Source organism: Nonomuraea sp. NPDC050451, from assembly GCF_044458585.1.
In genome coordinates this window covers 34,038-49,247 of sequence record NZ_JBITHZ010000017.1, presented here as the reverse complement: position 1 = coordinate 49,247, position 15,210 = coordinate 34,038, and the positions used below count along the sequence as shown (strand labels likewise).

15 protein-coding genes are annotated in these 15,210 nt (G+C 70.0%); 3 read left to right on the top strand and 12 right to left on the bottom strand.

Translation table 11 applies throughout. The features are described 5' to 3' along the window. Nucleotides 1-29: 29 nt before the first annotated feature. Nucleotides 30-1,151 (bottom strand): M24 family metallopeptidase, encoded by a 1,122-nt coding sequence (locus ACIBI9_RS39070; protein WP_397229969.1) that lies wholly within the window; start codon nucleotides 1,149-1,151, stop codon nucleotides 30-32. Then, nucleotides 1,148-2,269 (bottom strand): aminotransferase class V-fold PLP-dependent enzyme, encoded by a 1,122-nt coding sequence (locus ACIBI9_RS39065; RefSeq protein WP_397229967.1) that lies wholly within the window; start codon nucleotides 2,267-2,269, stop codon nucleotides 1,148-1,150. The genes ACIBI9_RS39070 and ACIBI9_RS39065 overlap by 4 nt, the downstream gene beginning before the upstream one ends. Before the next feature lie 225 nt (nucleotides 2,270-2,494). Here ACIBI9_RS39065 and ACIBI9_RS39060 point away from each other — a divergent pair, with 225 nt between their 5' ends. Continuing rightward, on the top strand, nucleotides 2,495-3,316 hold the full coding sequence (locus ACIBI9_RS39060) for an IclR family transcriptional regulator (RefSeq protein WP_397229965.1): 822 nt from the start codon (nucleotides 2,495-2,497) through the stop codon (nucleotides 3,314-3,316). A 4-nt stretch (nucleotides 3,317-3,320) separates the two neighbouring features. Here ACIBI9_RS39060 and ACIBI9_RS39055 read toward each other — a convergent pair whose 3' ends face one another. From ACIBI9_RS39055 to ACIBI9_RS39025, 7 genes are all read right to left on the bottom strand, one after another. Next, nucleotides 3,321-4,088, bottom strand: a complete 768-nt coding sequence (locus ACIBI9_RS39055) for an SDR family NAD(P)-dependent oxidoreductase (RefSeq protein ID WP_397229963.1) — start codon at nucleotides 4,086-4,088, stop codon at nucleotides 3,321-3,323. A gap of 13 nt (nucleotides 4,089-4,101) precedes the next feature. After that, a complete protein-coding gene (locus tag ACIBI9_RS39050) occupies nucleotides 4,102-4,323 on the bottom strand; it encodes a hypothetical protein (RefSeq protein ID WP_397230269.1) in 222 nt (73 codons plus the stop codon). Nucleotides 4,324-4,489: 166 nt separating this feature from the next. Next, nucleotides 4,490-4,897, bottom strand: coding sequence for a hypothetical protein (locus tag ACIBI9_RS39045; RefSeq protein ID WP_397229961.1), 408 nt, complete (start codon nucleotides 4,895-4,897; stop codon nucleotides 4,490-4,492). A 1-nt stretch (nucleotide 4,898) separates the two neighbouring features. Further along, nucleotides 4,899-8,228, bottom strand: a complete 3,330-nt coding sequence (locus ACIBI9_RS39040) for a polymorphic toxin type 27 domain-containing protein (protein ID WP_397229959.1) — start codon at nucleotides 8,226-8,228, stop codon at nucleotides 4,899-4,901. Continuing rightward, complete coding sequence (locus tag ACIBI9_RS39035) at nucleotides 8,171-8,566, bottom strand: hypothetical protein (protein ID WP_397229957.1); 396 nt, start codon at nucleotides 8,564-8,566, stop codon at nucleotides 8,171-8,173. The genes ACIBI9_RS39040 and ACIBI9_RS39035 overlap by 58 nt, the downstream gene beginning before the upstream one ends. Nucleotides 8,567-8,600: 34 nt before the next feature. Then, nucleotides 8,601-9,470 carry an FG-GAP-like repeat-containing protein gene (locus tag ACIBI9_RS39030; RefSeq protein ID WP_397229955.1) on the bottom strand — a complete coding sequence of 290 codons (870 nt, stop codon included), beginning with the start codon at nucleotides 9,468-9,470 and terminating at the stop codon, nucleotides 8,601-8,603. 37 nt (nucleotides 9,471-9,507) lie between these two features. After that, nucleotides 9,508-9,678 carry a hypothetical protein gene (locus ACIBI9_RS39025; protein ID WP_397229953.1) on the bottom strand — a complete coding sequence of 57 codons (171 nt, stop codon included), beginning with the start codon at nucleotides 9,676-9,678 and terminating at the stop codon, nucleotides 9,508-9,510. A 657-nt stretch (nucleotides 9,679-10,335) separates the two neighbouring features. Between ACIBI9_RS39025 and ACIBI9_RS39020 the strand changes: the two genes are divergently transcribed. After that, nucleotides 10,336-10,917: a hypothetical protein gene (locus ACIBI9_RS39020; protein WP_397229951.1), complete on the top strand. Its 582-nt coding sequence runs from the start codon at nucleotides 10,336-10,338 to the stop codon at nucleotides 10,915-10,917. 151 nt (nucleotides 10,918-11,068) lie between these two features. Here ACIBI9_RS39020 and ACIBI9_RS39015 read toward each other — a convergent pair whose 3' ends face one another. Continuing rightward, complete coding sequence (locus ACIBI9_RS39015; RefSeq protein WP_397230267.1) at nucleotides 11,069-11,326, bottom strand: hypothetical protein; 258 nt, start codon at nucleotides 11,324-11,326, stop codon at nucleotides 11,069-11,071. Between the two features lie 538 nt (nucleotides 11,327-11,864). Between ACIBI9_RS39015 and ACIBI9_RS39010 the strand changes: the two genes are divergently transcribed. After that, nucleotides 11,865-12,101, top strand: coding sequence for a hypothetical protein (locus ACIBI9_RS39010; RefSeq protein ID WP_397229949.1), 237 nt, complete (start codon nucleotides 11,865-11,867; stop codon nucleotides 12,099-12,101). A 284-nt stretch (nucleotides 12,102-12,385) separates the two neighbouring features. On the opposite strand, the gene ACIBI9_RS39005 is transcribed toward ACIBI9_RS39010, so the two are convergent. Both ACIBI9_RS39005 and ACIBI9_RS39000 read right to left on the bottom strand, forming a co-directional pair. Beyond that, entirely contained in the window at nucleotides 12,386-14,575 is a 2,190-nt protein-coding gene (locus tag ACIBI9_RS39005; protein ID WP_397230265.1) for a rhamnogalacturonan lyase, read from the bottom strand. Nucleotides 14,576-14,887: 312 nt separating this feature from the next. After that, nucleotides 14,888-15,166, bottom strand: a complete 279-nt coding sequence (locus ACIBI9_RS39000; RefSeq protein WP_397229947.1) for a hypothetical protein — start codon at nucleotides 15,164-15,166, stop codon at nucleotides 14,888-14,890. Nucleotides 15,167-15,210: the final 44 nt, after the last annotated feature.

Sequence of the window (15,210 nt, the reverse complement as noted above, 5' to 3'; positions counted from 1 at the left end):
CACTCACCTCATTTGATCTGTGCTCAGGTTCATGCCCACACCGCGTCGGGGACGAGCTCGTGCGCTCCGTCCTCGGCGATGACGACCGGGCCGCCGATCATCGCCGACTCGCCGCCGGGTCGGCGGACCGCCACGTGGACGGCGACGACGGCGCCCGCGGCGATGGTGCGGTCCGTCTCGTGGAGCAGGCGCGGATGCTCGGGGGTGTCGCAGCCCAGGCCGTGGCCGAAGTCGTACTCCTTGAACTCGAGCAGCCCGTGCTCGTCGAGGACGGCGTCGCCCGCCGCGACCACCGCCGTGACGGCGCGGCCGGGACGCAGCGCGTCGATCAGTGCCGCGCGTGCCGCACGTACGGCGCCGACCGCCCGGAGGTCCACGGGGCGCGGCATGGCAGGCAGGAGGGTGGTGTTGACGTGCATGAACGCGCCGGAGGCATACAGACTGACCTCCAGGCCGACCTGCTGGTCCCGGCCGACCGTGACACTGGACGCCTCGGTGATGACAGCACCGTCGCCGATGCCGACCAGGCACAGGCAGCGCAGCGCTCCCGCGGCGCGGGCCGCCGCCTCGACTCGCGCGGCGATCTCGTAGTCCCGTTCGCCGACGACCGCCGTGTCTCCTGCGGCGCGCAGCGCCAGGTCTCCGATACGGGCGGCGTGGGTGAGCAGCCGCAGCTCCGGCTCGGTCTTGCGCTCGCGGGTCTCCATCGCCCACGCCGCCAGGTCGACATGCCGGATCAGCCTGCTCGCCAGCCCGTCCAGGAGGGCGGGGGTCCGCTCGTCGATGACGAGGTCGCCGGCCAGCAGGCCGATCCGGTCGATCCCGTCGGGCACCAGGTCGAGCGGGGACGACATCGGCAAGGTGTTCAGGCCGTACCGGCGGGTGCGCTCGACCTCGAAGGGGAACTCCACGCCCAGGGCGGGCGGGCCGTCCACGGGCAGCCACAGGGCGGCGCTGTTGGAGATGAAGCCCGGCGCGTAGCCGGTCAGCCAGGTGACGGCCGACCGTCTGCGGGAGTACACGAGCGCCCCCTGGACATCCAGCCGAAGGAGGTGCTCCCGCAGTTGGGTGCGTCTGGCGGTGCTCGCCACCACCGCGGTGTCGTCAATGGTTCCGGGGGTGAAGGCCGCTGTCATGAGGTCTTCTGTCATGGGGTCCTCGCACCTTCCAGCGCGTTCGCGGCTCGTTCGACGTCGGAGCTGTTGTTGAAATAGTGGAAACCCACCCGCAGCCGGTCACCGAGCAGGGTCGCGCGGACGCCGTCTCGTGCCAGGCGGACCCGGACCGCGTCCGGATCGGTGACGCGAACCACCGCGATATGGCTCTGGGAACTGGGCAGGGGGATGCCGGCCTTCGTCTCGGCCACGTGAGCCCGGAAGTCGGCGGCCAGCCTTAGGCAATGGCGCTCGACCTGCTCGGCGTCGAGGTCGAGCAGGAGGTTCAGCGCGGGCAGCGCGCCGACCCAGGAAAGCCAGGCGGGCGAGGTGTCGCAGCGTGCCGCACTGTCGGCGCGGACGTACGGCCCGCCGAAGAACGCGTGGGGTGGCGCGGTGGACTTCCAGTTCGGTAGCAGGGGCACCAGTTCGTCGATGCGCTCGGGCGCCGTAACCAGCCAGGCGGCCCCGCGCGGGCACAACATCCACTTGTAGCCGTGCACGGCGAGGTAGTCCGGACGTACCCGCTCCATGTCGAGGTGGAGCGCGCCGAGCGACTGGGTCGCGTCGACGAACAGGCGGGCGCCCACGCCGTCGGTGGCCTGGCGCAGCGCCGGCAGGTCGGCGCGGTGGCCGTCGATCGACAGCACGTCGCTGATGGCGAGCAGGACGGTGCGCGTGTCGAGCGCGGCCACGAGGTCCTCGGTACGGGTGTGGCCGTCCCTGGGCGGCACCAGCACCACCTCGTGCCCCGCGGCCTCCAGTTGCAACCAGGGGAAGAGGTTGCTCCGGAACTCCTGGGCGGGCACCACGATCCGTCCGGGCGGCAACGACCCGGCGACGGTCGCGGCGGCCTCGGCGGTCGAGCCCATCACGGCGATCCGTTCCCCGGCCTGTTCCTCGGCGATGCCCAGCAACCGGGCCACAGCCGTCTTGCTCGCGACGGGGGCGTGATCCCATTCCCGCCAGTCGAGCTCGCCGTAGAGCCACGAGTCCAGGGCCGTCTGCAGCGCGTGCGCGACGCCGAGAGCGGCGGGCGGACTCGCCGGCGTGTCGAGCCAGACGTGGCGTTGCAAAGCGGGGAAGTGTGACCGGAACTGCTCGGAGCTGAGCATGTGATCCTTCCTCGGCAGATGTGTCGGTGGTCGGCAGCATGACCCCCGCCGAGCGCATCGGCTCAGGGAAACGCTCGCACTTTTCGCTATAGTCGAAAACTTGCTTCGGATAGTCCCGTGACCTGCCGATTCGCTGCATAGCGTACGGTCATGGGCGCCGACCGCGAGGACCCGTCGACAGGGGCCTCCTGGCGCCCTCCGCGTCACCAGTCCTGGGAGCCCAGCATGACCCACACAGCCCCACCCCGGCCCGCGATCGAGGACAACGAGGACGGCAGCCTGCAGACCTTGCTGCGCGGTCTGGACGTGTTGCAGGCCGTCGCCCACCTGGGCGGCCAGGCCACGGCCAAGAGCCTCAGCCGACAGCTCGACCTCAGCCTCGGCCGCTGCTACCACATCCTGCGCACGCTCAAGGCGGGCGGTTACATCGTGCGACTGCCCGGTGGGCGAGTCGACGTCGGCCCGCACGGCGCCTCCCTCGGCCGGCAACTCGGTGCCAGGTTCGAGCCACTTCCCGAGTTGTTCGCCGTCCTGGCCAGGCTGCACGCCCGGACGCGGGAGACCTCCTACGTCAGTGGCTGGCATCACGGCGTCATCACCCTGTTGCAGTTCATCGCCGGTGAGCAGGCGCTCGGCGTGGGCGGCCTCGACGTCGGCTACACCGGCGACCTGCACGCCCGCGCCTCCTGCAAGGCGGTGCTGGCGCACCTGCCGCGCGAGCAGATCGACATCATGTTCCGCGGGGTCGAACTCCGGCGGTTGACCGCGCACACCCACGGCGACGTCGACAGCCTGACCGTCGAGCTCAGCAACATCCGTCGGCAGGGCTTCGCACTGGACCTGGAGGAGTTCAGCGAAGGAATCTGCTGCGCCTCCGCGGCCTATTTCGATCATGATGGTGCCCCGGCGGGCTCGTACACGGTGTCGGTGCCCGTCACGCGGTTCAGAACCACTCAACGTGAGCTGATCGCCGCGGTACAGGAGGCCGCCGCCATCGCGACGAACCTCCTGCGCGGTCATCACCCCGCCGTGCCCGGCCGCGACTGATCGGCTACCGCGCCGGCGTATGGTCATGTACGGCCACGCCCGGCTTCAGCCGGCGGAAACCGGCGCTTTCTCCGCCGTCCACCGCGATGGCCACGCCGTTGACGTAGCCGGCCCCGTCACTCAGCAGCCAGGCGACCACGTCGGCGACCTCTTCCGGCCGGCCGAGCCGCCCCGCGGGAATCTGCGCCGTGACGGCCGCGCGCAGGTCGTCGTCGGTCTGCACCCTCGACATCATCCGGGTGGCGATCTGTCCGGGGCACACGGCATTGAAGCGGATCACCTCGCCGTGCTCCAGGGCGAGCGACCTGGTCAAAGCGATGATTCCGGCCTTGGTCGAGCTGTAGGCCGACAGGTCCTCGGCCCCGACGAGACCGGCCACGGAGGCCACGCTCACCACCGAGCCACGCCCGGCCGTGAGCCCGGCCAGGCAGGCGTGCGTGAAGGAGAAGACGCTGTGCAGGTTGACGTCGTGGAGCCGCCGCCAGGTCGTCTCGTCGCTGTCGGCGAACCGTACCCGGGCGGTCTGGCCGGCGTTGTTCACCAGAGCGTGGAGCCGTCCCCTGCCGATCTCCAGGGCTGTGCCGGCGACTCGATCGATGTCCTGGCGTACGCGCACGTCACAGGCGACGAACTCGGCACGCGGGATCTCCGCCGCCACCCTGACCCCGGCCTCGGCGTCCGTGTCGGCCACGACGACGGTGAACCCGTCATCGGAGAGCCGTCGCACGCACGCCAGCCCGATGCCGTTGGCGCCGCCGGTGACGACGGCCACCGGGCGCCGCCGGTCATGCGGCGACCCCGGGCGCACACACCGACAGCAGTTGCCGGACCACCGCGTCACGGCCGGGAATCGCGGCCTGTTGCAACCCTGGAGCAGCGGGGATCCGCAGGTCATCGGTGGCGATCCGGAGCGGCGGCGCCGACAACGGCACGCCACGCTCCACCACCCGCGCGATGACCTCCGCACCGAAGCCGCCGGTCAGGTTCGCCTCGTGGACCACGGCCAGCCTGCGGGTGCCGAATATTCATCCGTGCAGGTCAAGGGGGTAGTGGATGATCTAGTCCCTTGGGTGAGCGCCTCGAGCAGGCCGTTGTGGGAGGCCTGGTCGCCGTACCAGTTGGGCGCAGTGCTTGGACGGTGCCGGGCCCGGTGCGATCCGGACCCGGCAGCGATCACTCGACGATGCCCCATTCCGCCGGATAGTCCGGCGGCCAAGGCTTGGTGAAGTCGAACAGCCACTCGCGGTCGGCCGGCGGATACTCCGTTTCGCGCCACGCTGGCTTGGAGCCGACGACGAAGCTGCCGCCGTGCCGTTCGATCATCCAGGTCCATCTCGCGGCGTCGGCCTTGAGCCCATGCCGTTCACGCAGCTCGGCGAACTCGGCGGGGGAAGTGCGTCGGATGTGCAGCCCGTCCCGGTAGATGGGCTTGAGCAGCATCAGCTCCACGTGGCCGATGTGGACCTCGACCACTGTGGTGGTCGAGTCAACCGCCACGGCCTCGCTGCGTAGCAGCAACTGCCGGTGTGAGGGATCGAAGCGGACGACCCGGAAGAGGCGTTCTTCTCTGGTGAACTCCATCTCACGACTCCGGAGGCGGCGGCGGCTTGGGGTATACCCTGGTGACCTTCCCGCCCTGGGTCATGTAGAACTCGACCGAGTTCCACGTGCGCTTCTCCAGCCGGTACGCCCGCCGCAGCTCCGTCATCTCCCAAGCGGTGCCGAGACCGCTGTTCACCTCGGCCACCATCTGCCAGTTCCCGGCTGGCACCGTGTCGCCCCGCGCCAGCAGGGCCGTCAGTGCCTCGTCGGCGTTCGACGCGCCGGGGACGCCGTCCAGACTGACCGACAGCCGGACGTTGGGATTACTCACCGCCTCGGTGGCTGCGACCATCCAGGTTGGTCTGCCATCCCCGTTCGCGAACGCCGTCCCCAGCGCCCGGTTGTTGAAGGTGAAAGCACCCGACATTCCCTTGGCCAGGTCGTCGGAGTACGGGTTGATGCCCAGCACCACGTGGTCACCTGCCTTGACGATGTTGGTGAGGCAGTCGTTGTGCACCAGGACCGGCGTCGAGCCCGCGTACACGTAGTACGTGTGGTCGGTCTCGACCTCGAAGTTGTACACGTCCACCGGCCCGCCGGCCGCCGACACGGCCAGGACGCGCTCGGCCGCGCCGGACGGGTTCTGGAGCGCGTCCCCTGGACGGAGGTCCTTCGCCGGGGTCCATCCCCTGCCCTGAACCCAGAACCGGTGACCGTCGGTCGCCGACAGTGTCTCGCCGGCCGTGGTGATCCGCACCAGCGAGTCCACCGACCGGTGGAACAACCGGGCGACCTTGCGCAGGGTCCGCCCGCCGGTCGCCGGATCGGCCGACCACACCCGGTCCCCGACGCGTATGTCCTCGATCCTGCGCGGGCCGTCCTCGGTGTCCACCAGCGTCCCGGCCGGGAAGCACTGGCCGAAGGCCAGGGCCCTGCCCACGGACTGCTCAAGGCCGGAGATCGCCTGCGCGGACAGCCCCGACGAGTACCGCAGCTGGTACAGGGCCGCGCCGATCGACGCGCCGCCGCGCAGGGCGTTGCGCACGTCCACCGCATACCGGTATCCGGCCGAGATCATCGGCGGGACGACGATTCCGCCGATGGCCCAGGCGCAGTTGGCGGCCGATCCGCCCGTGCCGCTCACCTTGCGCCAGCAGCCCACGTAGTCGTGAACCAACGCGTTGAAGAAGCCCTGGATGACGGCCTGGCTCAGCTCCTTGCCGTCGATGTGCTCGCGCTTGGTGAAACGCACGTCGAACGGTCCGCTGCCGAGATAGTCGAGCTCCAGGGGCCCGGGGCAGTCGGCGATCCCGTGGCCGGGCGAGGTGCAGGTCAGCAGGTAGTATTTCTGCGTTCCCCACATGTGGTGCTCGAGGTCGATGTCACAGCCGCCCGACCACCCGCTGCTCTCGCAGTCGCTCTTGGGATTGATCTCGTACCAGGGCTCGTACGCCGTGGCGATCACGCCGGCCAGGCCCGTGGGACCCTGCTCGGAGGCCCGTTCGGACTCGCGTTGCCGGTCCGCCGCCTCTTCCGCGCGCCGGGCGGTTTCCTGGGCCTCTTGCGCGGCCTCGCGTGCGCGGGCGGCCGCGGCCTCGGCGGTCGTCGCGTCCTTCTCGGCCTGGGTGGCCACGTCGCGGGCCTTGGCGGCGTCGTGCTCGGCCGCGGTGGCGGCCTCCCGCGCTGAGGCGGCGTCCCGTTCGGCCTCGTCGGCCGAGTCGCGGGCATCGCTGGCGTAGTCCTCGGCGGCGTCGGCCGCGGAGGCTGCGGCGTCGGCGTCGGCGTCGGCGGTGGCCTGGCGGTCGTACTCGACCGTGTTGGCTTCGGCCTTCACCGCCGCCTTGGCCGCCGCTGCCGCCTTGGCCGCCGAGGCCCGCGCCTGGGCGAGGGAGGCCACGGCTCTGGCTGCGGACTGCGCGGCCTGCGCGGATGCGGTGGCAGCCGCCTTGGCGTCGGCGTCGGCCTGGTCGGCCAGTGCCGCGGCCTCCTTGGCTGCCTTGTCCGCCTGGGTGGCCTTGGCCTGGGCGACGGCGGCCTGCTGGGCGGCGAGCGTCTTGGACGCCTGGGCGGTCAGTACGGCCAGGCCCGCCGAGGCGTCGGTCTCCTTGTACGGGGAGCCGAGCTCGATGGCGTCGTTGGCCGGTTTGATGACCTGGGAGGCGGAGTCGCGGGCGGCGAGCGCCGCCTGGGCGGTGGCGTAGGCGAACCCGGCGGTCTTGACCGCGCTGACGTGCGCGGCGTCGGCCTCCTTGCGCGCGATGACCGCGTCGATCTTGGCCTGGACCGCGTTGGCCTTGGCGGTCTTCACGTACTCCTCGGCGTCGCGGACGTTGATGAAGGCGTCCCACGAGGCCTGGATGGCGTCGGCTGCCGCGGCGTGGGCCTTCGCGACCGCCGCGTTGGTGATCGCCACGTCCCGCTGGGCCGCGTCGGAGGCCGAGCGTGCCCGGGCCGCGGAGGCTTCCGCCTTGGTCGCCGCCTCGCGGGCCGCGGTCGCGGCGGCGGTCGCCTCGGCGGCGGCGCGGCGGGCATTGATCGCGGCGGCCGTAGCCCGATCGGCGGCCGAGCGGGCCTGGGTTGCCTCGGTCCTGGCGCCCTCGGCGGCGTCGGTGCCCTCCGCGGCCGCGGCGTGCGCCTCCGCCGCCGCAGCCTCGGCCAGCGCGGCGTCGCGCTGGTCCTCGGCCTGAAGGGCGTCGTTGCGCGCCGTAACGGCCTTGCGTTCGGCCTCCAGCGCCTCGTTCTTCTTCCCGGCCGCGGCGTTGCCCGCCGCCTGGGCGTCGCTGAGCGCGGTGGCGGCCGTCTGCCGTTCGGACTGGGCTCGCTGTTCCGCGGCGGCGGCGTTGGCGCGCTGCTCGGCGGCGATGTTCTTCTGCCGCTCCGCGTTGTCGCGCTCGGACTCGGCGATCTGCCGCTTGGCGCGGGCGTCGGCCGCGGCCGCCTTCGCCGTCTGCTCGGCGGCCTCGACCCTGGCCTGGGCGTTCTTGGCCTTGGTCGCGTTCTCGGCCGCGAGAGCCGCTTGCGCAGCGGCGCCGTCGGCGGCGGCCTTGGCCTGCGCGGCGGCCTCCTCGGCGGCCATCCGCCGGAACTCCGCCCGTGAGGCGTGCGCCTGGGTCTCGGCCAGGGCCATCAGCGTCTTGCTGTCAGCGGCCGACGCCCGGGTGGCATTGCCCGCCGTCTCGGTCGCCTTGGAAACGGCCTGCGTGGCCGCGGCCGAGGCGCGGGCTACCTGCACCGCCTGCTGTCCGTAGAGCAGGCCGCGCCCCCGGGGCAGCCCGGCGGCGTCGGCGATCGCGTACGCGGCCTGCTGCTCGGTCACGGCGGCGGTGGCGTGCCGCTGCGCCGACTGGGCGGCCCGCGCGGCCACGTACACCCGGCCCAGAGCCGGGGTGGGTCGGCCCAGTACTCGTCGGCGGCGTTGCGCAGCAGGACGTCGTCGCTGCCGCCCAGCCCGGCGCGGGCGACGGCCCTCAGGTCCTGGCCGCCCTTGCGCTGCACGGTGGTGAGCAGGCACTGGGCCGCGCGGACCGACGCCGCGTGCGCGAGGTCGTAGTCGGCGGCGTGGGCGGCCGACGGGCCGGCGCCGGGCAGAGGCGCGAACTGCACGCCGGCGATCACGACGGCGGTGGAGGTGAAGGCCGCGGCGGTGGCGCGCAGCCGTCCTAAAAGAGGGCGCCGGGCACGGCGCGAGGAAGAGGCGTTGGTGAGCATGGTCAGCTTTCAGCCGTCGTTTGGGGAAGGGCGCTCAGAAGAAGGCGTTGAAGGCGTTCCAGCCAGCGTTGCCGATCTTCTCCTTGGCGGCGAAGGGCGCCGAGGAGACACTGGTGCCCTTGAAGAGCCAGAGCGCGCCGGCGGAGTCGCGGGCGATCAGGTCGGCCTTGCCGTCCCCGTTGTTGTCGCCGGTCGAGACCAGGGCGATGTAGGCGTCCCAGCCGGTGCCCGCGCTGACGCGGGCGCCCAGGATTTGGTTGGCGGTGATGCCACCCGTTCCCGGATAGATGTAGAGGGTGCCGGCGGTGGTCCTGGCCAGCAGGTCGTTCTTGCCGTCGCCGGTGTAGTCGCCGTATCCGGCCAGGGCGTCCATGCCGTTCCAGCCGGCGGTCCCGGCCTGGACCCGGGCCGCGAGACCTCCGTCGGAGCGGCCCGGGTAGAGCCACAGGGCGCCGGTGGTGTCGCGTGCGATGATCTCGGGCGAGGCGCTGCTGCCCATGTTGCCCGGGGTCATGATCAGGTTGTACTGGTCCATGGTCGAGGCGACCGGCATGGTCGAGGTGCCGCGTTCGGCGGTGTAGTAGAGCTCGCCGCCCAGGCGAAAGAACAGGTCGTTGCCGGTGCCGTTCGCTGAGGTGGTGGCGCGCAGGATCGCGGTCGCCGCGGAGTAGCCGCCGCCGAGGTCGACGGGGGTCTGGAGGCCGCCGGTGCCCTTGGGCTCGTAGGCGAGCAGGTGGCCGTCGCTCGCCCTGCGTACGAACAGGGGCAGCATCGGCGAGCCCGCCGCGGTGGCGGACGCGGCGGGCGCGGTGAGCAGCGAGCCCAGGACGGTGAGCAGAGCCAGCGCCGCCAGCGTTCTGGTACGGACTGGCGCCCGGCGTAAGGATCTGAACAGTCGAGACACGTTGACAAAGATACACAGTTTTGGAGCACGCGCTCTGTTATTTTACTCGGCCGGGGCCGGGGCCGGGGCGGGACAGCGACGTGGCGAGGAGCTCGGCCAGGTGGCGGGCCTGGCGGCCGGTGCGGGAGGCGGCGATCTGGGTGCGGCAGGAGAAGCCGTCCGCGAGGATCGCCTGGTCCGGGCCCGCCGCCCAGGCCGAGGGCCGCAAGGGCGGCCGGGAAGGCCGACGCCGTCCGCACCGCGTACCTGGAAGACCGCTCCATCGCCGTCCTCATCCGCGAACACGGCGTCAGCCGCGGCACCATCCGCACCGCCCTCGCCGACCTCATGCCCGGGGCACATCCCCCGCCGACGAGGACAGCCCGTCCCCGGAGCTGCCAGTCACCCTCGACATGCCGGGCAAGGTCGCCGACTTCCTCCGCGGGTTCGGCGCTGGGAAGCACCATGCCTGGCTGGTCAGCGCCATCGTGCTTGCCGTGCTCGCCGTCAAGCTTCAACTGCCATGGCGACTCATGAGCTTCCTGGAAGATTGCGCCTGCCGACGGTGCGCCGCACCCCCGAAGCCCCGCAAACTCGCCGAACCGACCCAGAACGGGCCTTGTACCGGCTCGACCGGTCTCCATGAACGTCGGAGCGGTTCAGTGAGCCCCGGTCTCCCCGCGCTGTGGGCCACCCCCGCGGAACCACGGCAACAGCGGCACCGGAGCGCCGTTCGGGCCTCTGCACCGTTCCCAAGAAGTCCATCTGGAAATAGTTCGTTCCACTAAAGAATAGGGTCTGGCGTGGTTTCTCTTTGTGATCTACCTTTCGGGCAAATGATCAACGTGGTCGCCCGACGCGCGACCCGCGAGAAGGGTAGGGCTCCATGGTCCGGACGATTGCGCGGATTGCCGCTATCGGCACACTCTTCATCGCCAGCCTCACCATCACACCCACGACCGGCGCGTGGGCGGCGTCCGCCTGCTCCTCGCCGCAGGAGAAGACCTTCTCGCTGCCCGGAAAGCCGGACGTGTGGGTGGGCGCCGAAATGTGCATCTACACCAGGGGTACGGGCAACAATCAGAAAACGGCCATGCTCAGCATCAACTGGTCAGGGTCGTTCCTGGGCGGCAAGCGGTTCGACAAGTTCATCGCGGAGGCACGCGTCGAGCGCAACGACATCATCTACGGGAACGAGCAGTGCGACTGGACGAGCGATCTCAACAGCATCTCCGACTCCGAGGGCGTGATGTGGGACTGCTATGCGTACTACAACTCGTCTCTCAACGGCGGGTGGACCGCCGACGGGAGGATCATCTACAACATCAACAACGACGGCAAGGGCGACTACGTCTGGAACCTCACCGGCTCACCCCGGGTCGCCATAGCGCCGGACGGCACTGAGACCCTGGAGCCCTCGGCCGAGGCGCCTTCGGTCGAAGAGGCACCCGACGATCCCACCTCCTGAGCCCGAACCGGGTGGCCCGAAGGCCCTCACCTCCGGGCCACCCCACCGTGGTGTTCGGGCCTGTCAGGGAAGCGGCTTGGCAGGCCGCAGGAAAGCTCAGTTGGGATGCCACACTGGCAGGTGCGCCTGCCGAAAATTACATCCATGCAGGTCAAGCGGCATGTGAGTACTCGTGGAGGACGCCGCCGAGTCGGTCTCGTCGGCGTATGTTCAGGTCGGTGATGCGCTTAGGATCTGTGATCGGGTCCGGTACGGGGCGCAGCGGGGCGGCTTGGTTCAGACCTTGGTGGGCGCGGTGCTGGTTGTAGAAGTGTTCGTACTCGCGCAGGGCGTACCGCAGGTGGTGTTCGTTCCACAGGAGGCAGCGGTCGAGAAGCTCGTGACGGCACGACTGCACCCACCGCTCCATGATCGAGTTCATCCGTGGTATCCGGATACCGGTGAGTACCGTCTTGATGCCGGCCTCGGTGAGGACTTCGTCCATGAGGGCAGGGAACCTTCCATCCCGATCTCGGAGGAGAAAGCGCGTCCGGCAGCCTGCCTCGTCCAGGTCCATGACCAGATTCTTGATCGCCTGGGTGACCCAGTTCGCGGTGGGGTGCGCGGTGGTGCCGAGCACGCGGATGCGCCTGGTGGCGTGCTCGATGACGGCCAGGATGTATTGGCGTTGCCCGTTCGAGGTGACGGTTTCGATGAAGTCACAGGCCAGCAGGACGTCGGCTTGGGAGCGCAGGAAGTCGGCCCAGGTGGTGGACGTTCGATCTGGTGCCGGATCAAGACCCGCCTGGTTGAGGATCTCCCATACCGTGGACGGTGCGACCTTGATGCCGAGCGTGGTGAGCTCCCCGTGGATCCGCCGGTTTCTCTCGGACCAGGCGCAGGATGAGGGCGCGGATGGAGTGGACGGTGGGTGGGCCCCCGGGCCGCTTCGGCCGGCAGGTACGCGGGTGACGTCGTTTCATCAGATCGCGGTGCCAGCGCAGGACGGTGTCCGGGCGGGCGAGGAGTCGCAGTCGGCGCAGGACCTCGCGCGGCAGCGAGGTGAGGAGGGCGGCAAGAAAGGCTCGGTCCTCGGGTGCGCATCTCACTCTGGTGTCGGCACCGAGTTGGCGTTCAAGGAGGGTGATCTGGTGACGCAGAGCAAGTATCTCCACGTCCTTGTCCCGATCGCCCATGGGCAGTAACCGCAGTGCGGCGAACGTGTTCGTGACCGTGAGGTAGGCCAGACGAAGGAGCACGGCCGATTATCGCGCCGCACTTGGTTCGTCTCCTGGGTGGCTGGAGTTCGCGCCGCCACGCGAAGCCCTCACATGGTCATGACCTGGGCGGATGTGATTATCGGCAGGCGCAGGTTCGAGCCGCTGGCGGCGCCAGCGAGAAACCCGAGCTCGGTAGATCCGAACTCGGGTTTCCTGTTCGACGCCCATGCCCGCTTCGGGCCGGTGACAAGGGTGGGGAACCGTCCAGGTCAGCGGATCTTGGGGATCGGGACCTTGGACCAGTCGAGGTCGGAGGCGAGGTAGAAGCCGGGGTAGGCGGGCTGGTTGTAGCCGGTCTGCTGCCTGGCCACCTCGACGCGGTATTGCGGATCGTGCATCAGGGTGTAGAGCTTGCGGTCGGTCACCTCGGTGCTGAGGTAGATGCGGGCCGCGCCGCTGTCGGCGGTGCGGACGATCAACTCTTCGCGCCAGTCGCCGAAGAGGTCGGCGACCAGGCCGGGGTTGCCCTTGGTCCAGTTGTTGGTGAGTGTGCCGGTGGCGGTGAGTAGCGTGCCGCGCTTCCAGTCGTCGATGGTGGGGGTCTGGAGCTCGGTGGTGGCTGTGCCGTTGATGAGCTGGGTGGTCATGTCGGCCGCCCAGCGGATGCTCTGGTTCGTGCCGGGTGTGATGCGGCCCAGATGGTCGCCGCGGACCGACCAGAGGCCGGAGACGATCTCCTGGTTGGGGGGCATCGAGGACCATGCCTCAAGGCCGCGGATCGCGGGGTCGATGTCGCCGACCATCCCGCGCCCGGTGTCCCGGCCGCTGTAGCCGCCGAAGAGCACCTTGCCGGTGGCGGCGTCCCGCATGGCCCAGCCGTACGGCGCCCAGGCTCCGCCCTCGTGCACGGTCCAGATCTCCAGGCCGGGCCGGTCGGGGTCGAGGTCGCCGACGTGTATGGCGTCGCCGTGGCCGAGCCGGACGTTCTGGCCCGGGACGCTGCTCTCCGGTGGGGCCACGTCGAAGGAGGAGTACAGCAGGCTGCCGTCGTCGTCGATGGTGGCCCCGCCGTACACGATCTCCTGCTTGCCGTCGCCGTCCACGTCGGCGACACTCATCGAGTGGAAGCCCTGGGTGGTGAGGGTGGCGTAGGCGGGGTTGCTGCCGTCGACGCCGTGCGGGCCGGCGTTGAAGGGGTTGGCCATCGGGGCGTGGCCGCTGTCGACGTACCAGACCTGCTTCAGCTTGTGGCCGTTCCAGGTGTAGGCGGCCAGGGTGGTGCGGGTGTAGTAGCCGCGGGCGAAGACCGCTGACGGGTGTTTGCCGTCCAGGTAGGCCACCGAGGACAGGAACCGGTCGACCCGGTTGCCCGGCTCGATGCGGGCCATGGCGTAGTCGCCCCACAGGAGGCCGTCGTCGCCGCGTCCCGGCTTGTAGGGGATCGTCTGGAGCTCCCTGCCGGTGGCGCCGTCGAACACCGACAGGTACTCGGGGCCGGTTAGGACGAACCCGGCGAACTCCCGCAGGCGGTTGTTGCCGCTGCGGGCGGGCGCGTAGACGTCGATGAAGTAGGTGGCGAGCTCGATCGCGGACTCGCGGGAGAGCGGATAGCTGTGCGTGGGCGCGATGCCGAAGGCCTGCTCCAGCGTGGCGGGCCAGCGCCCGGCGACCACCTCGGGGTGCTCGTGCCACTTCATGAACATCTCGACGACATGCTCGAAATAGCCGGCGGCGCTCAGCCGGTAGTCGTCGGTGTGCGAGTAGCCCGCCTTGACGTCCTGCTCCGGCATGGTGATGTAGCGCTCGCTGACCACGTTCCCGGCGGCGTCGTAGCGGATCTGCCTGGTGCCCGGCGCCGTCTTGACCATCAGTTCCGAACGGCCGTCACCGTCGAAGTCGTAGACGAGGAACTGCGTGTAGTGAGCGCCCGACCTGATGTTGACGCCCAGGTCCAGCCGCCACAGCAGCCTGCCCTCGAGCGTGTAGGTGTCCAGGTAGGTGGCTCCGGTGTAGCCGCGCTGGGAGACGTCCTTGGCGTTGGAGGGCTCCCACTTGACAACGAGCTCGTACCGGCCGTCGCCGTCCACGTCGCCGACGCTCATATCGTTGGCGGCATAGGTGTAGGCCTCGCCCACCGGTGTGACGCCACCGGCGGGTTTGCGGAGCGGTACGTTATAAAACGATTCACCCCAAGGCCGGACTGCGGCACTCGGACGGCCTTCCCGGCCGCGTACTATCGGCGCCACGCTGTAGCGGGAAGTGGCGGTTCCCGTGGGATCGAGGTAATTCGTGCTGTCGGTGACCGTGGCGATCGGGCGGCCCTCGCGATAGACGCGGAAATTCGCGCCGACCATGCCGCCGCTGCCGCTTCCAGTCACCTCGGTGCCGAGAAGACGCCAGCTCAGGAAGACACCGTTGGGGGCGGTGGCGGCGACCAGACCGCGATCGAGACGCTCCATTTTGATGCGGACGTCCGCGACGGCGGGAGTGGCCGGGAGGGCGCACACGAGGGTGGCCAGGATCAGGAGGGCTAACCGCATGTGGCGCATGGCGATGCTCCTCGGGGGCGAGGTTGTGGTTGAAACGATCTAATCGATCGAAGGCTATGAACGTTAACAATTCCCCGTCAAGGCCTTGCGACGGCGTATGAGTTCTGCCGTATCTCAGATAGAGGTTCAGTTCACGCATGCTCTGCAGGACGAGCTCGGCCATCTCGTTCGCCCCGTAAGCGGAGAAGTGCGTGTTGTCGGTCACGCCGTCCGTCGCCGCCGTCAGGTGGATCCTGGCCGAGGCGCTGGCACCGACACAGGCACCCCGCCGGAGCCGGCCCCCGACCCGGCGCTCGTCGGGAACAGCGCCGAGTCGGACAGGAAGCTGCCCGAGCTCTCACCGAAGTCGCCGTAGTCGGCCGCGGCCCACCAGCGGCTGGCGGTGTCGCCGTCGCTGGAAAGGGACGGAGGACGTCCCGACTTGACGTCGACGGCGTTGCACGTGAACGGCGTGGGCGTGGACCTGCCGGCGTGGGGACAGCAGCTCCCGCGATACTTCAAGGTGGGCCTGTCGGTGAGCCCAGCAGCCCGTAGTCCAGCTGCGC